The organism is Promicromonospora kroppenstedtii DSM 19349 (assembly GCF_000515355.1).
GTDB lineage: Bacteria > Actinomycetota > Actinomycetes > Actinomycetales > Cellulomonadaceae > Promicromonospora > Promicromonospora kroppenstedtii.
The window spans coordinates 7298-9450 of record NZ_KI911757.1; the positions used below are offsets into that span (position 1 = coordinate 7298).

A 2153-nucleotide genomic window follows, 5' to 3' on the forward strand; every position below is an offset into this window, starting at 1 on the left:
CGGCCGGGTGCGGCTCGTCGGTGACGCGTCGGGCTACGTCGACGCCCTGACCGGGGAGGGGGTCCGCGTGGGTCTCGCCCAGGCCGAAGCCGTCGTCCGCCACCTGGAGGACGCCGAGGCGTACGAGCGTGCGTGGCGCACGGTGACGCGCGACTACCGGGCGCTGACCACGGGGCTGGTCACCTGGGCCTCGGGGCCGGCGCGCGGCGCCATCGTGCCGGCCGCGGCCCGGCTGCCGTGGCTCTACGGTGCCGTCGTCGAACGGCTGGCCCGATGAACGAGGTGTGCGGGGGGTAACGTGGTCACGTGGGCGAACGAGCGATCGGCCCGCCCGATCCGATCGACCAGCCGGCACCCGCGGTCACCGCGGCACCCCGCCGGCCCGCCAGACGTGTGGTGCGTGACTACTCGGTCCTGGCGAAGGTGGTGCGGGAGTCGGGGCTGAACCGGCGGCGGTACGGGTACTACTGGACGCGCCTGATCGGCACCGTCGTCACCTTCGGGATGGTCTGGACCGCGGTCGTGCTCGTCGGCGACTCCTGGTGGCAGCTCCTGCTCGCCGCGGCACTGGCCGTCGTGCTCGCCCAGCTCGCGTTCCTGGGCCACGACAGCTCCCACCGGCAGATCTTCCGCTCGCGGGTGTGGAACGACTGGACGGGACGCGTCCTGGCGAACGTGTTCGTCGGACTGAGCCACTCGTGGTGGACGACGAAGCACAACGCCCACCACGCCGCCCCGAACCAGGAGGCGGCCGACCCAGACATCTCGCCCGGGGTCATCGCCTTCACGCCGGCGATCGTGGCCAGCCGCCGCGGCTGGCGGCGCTGGTTCGCCCGGCGGCAGGGCTGGTTCTTCTTCCCGCTGCTGACGCTCGAAGGGCTCAACCTGCACGTGGCCAGCGTGCGCACGGTCCTCGGCCGGGCACCCGTGGTGCACCGCGGGGTCGAGGCCCCGGTGCTGCTGGCCCGCCTGGCCCTGAACGTCGCCGTGCTCCTGATCCTGCTACCGCCCGCGATCGCCGCTGCCTTCCTCGCGGTGCAGCTCGGCCTGTTCGGTGTGCTGCTGGGCGGTGCGTTCGCCCCGAACCACAAGGGCATGCCCATCGTCCCGGCCGGTGCGGAGGTCGACTTCCTGCGCCGTCAGGTGCTCATGTCGCGCAACATCCGCGGCAACGCCGCGGTCGACTTCTTCATGGGCGGGCTCAACCGGCAGATCGAGCACCATCTCTTCCCGAGCATGCCCCGGCCCAACCTCCGGCGCGTCCAGCCGCTCGTCCGGGAGTTCTGCTCGACCCTCGGCGTGACGTACACCGAGGTGGGCTTCTTCCGCTCCTACGGGATCGTCGTGGGCTACCTGAACGACGTCGAGCACCGCGCGCGCGACCCGTTCTCCTGCCCCCTGGCGGCGCAGCTCGGCCGGTGAGGCACTGCGGCCCGCCGGGGCCGCCCAGGGGCGTAGAGTCAAAGGTATCCGGGCGAACGTGCCCCGTCTGAGGTGCGCGGGCCCGGAACCGCAGGGAGGCCGTCATGGCCACCGTTCCCACCCCACCGCTGCCGTCCGCGACCAACGGCAACCCGAGCGGGCCCAGCCACGAGGCCGTCCGTCCGGAACACATCCACCGGACGAGCACCCACCCGGTCAAGGTCTCCAGGAGCCGTGCCGGAGGGGTCTGGGTCGGCAGCTGCGTCGCCGCGCTCGTGCTGGTCGCGCTGATCATCTTCATGCTCCAGAACACCCAGCCGGTGCTGGTCTCGTTCCTGGGCATGCAGGGCACGGTCCCGCTCGCCGTCGCACTGCTCATCGCAGGGGTCGGGGTCGGCATCATCGCCCTGGTGATCGGCTCCATCCGCATCGCTCAGCTCCGCCGCCGCATCCACCGCGGCGACTGAGCGCCAGCACCGCCCGCCTCGCCCGCGACGGGTGGAGGCGGGGCGCGTGACGGCCCTGGTGCCACAGTGGTGTCATTCGTGACGCCAAACCGCTTGCGCTGACACCACTGCGGTGTCATAGTGGTGCCATGGACCTGAACCGATACGCAGACGAACTGCAGCGCCAGCTCGCCACGGCCGCTGCCGCCGGCGGTGACGACGCCCGCGAGCTCGCCGCGCGGCTGACCGCACCGCTCGACGCCGCCGCGCGCCTCGTCCTGCTCA

2 protein-coding genes and 1 pseudogene are annotated in these 2153 nt (G+C 72.3%); all 3 read left to right on the forward strand.

Annotation, left to right across the window (positions count from 1 at the left end; all coding sequences use genetic code 11):
• Positions 1-277 (forward strand): annotated as a pseudogene (locus PROKR_RS26635) (monooxygenase); the annotation flags it as partial.
• Positions 278-306: 29 nt separating this feature from the next.
• Positions 307-1422 carry a fatty acid desaturase family protein gene (locus PROKR_RS26640; RefSeq protein WP_245605979.1) on the forward strand — a complete coding sequence of 372 codons (1116 nt, stop codon included), beginning with the start codon at positions 307-309 and terminating at the stop codon, positions 1420-1422.
• A 104-nt stretch (positions 1423-1526) separates the two neighbouring features.
• Positions 1527-1889 carry a LapA family protein gene (locus PROKR_RS26645; protein WP_051433401.1) on the forward strand — a complete coding sequence of 121 codons (363 nt, stop codon included), beginning with the start codon at positions 1527-1529 and terminating at the stop codon, positions 1887-1889.
• Positions 1890-2153: the final 264 nt, after the last annotated feature.

Bases quoted from the DNA above. Each gene is read 5' to 3' on its own strand.
- PROKR_RS26645 (WP_051433401.1), top strand. From the start codon at position 1,527: ATGGCCACCGTTCCCACCCCACCGCTGCCGTCCGCGACCAACGGCAAC.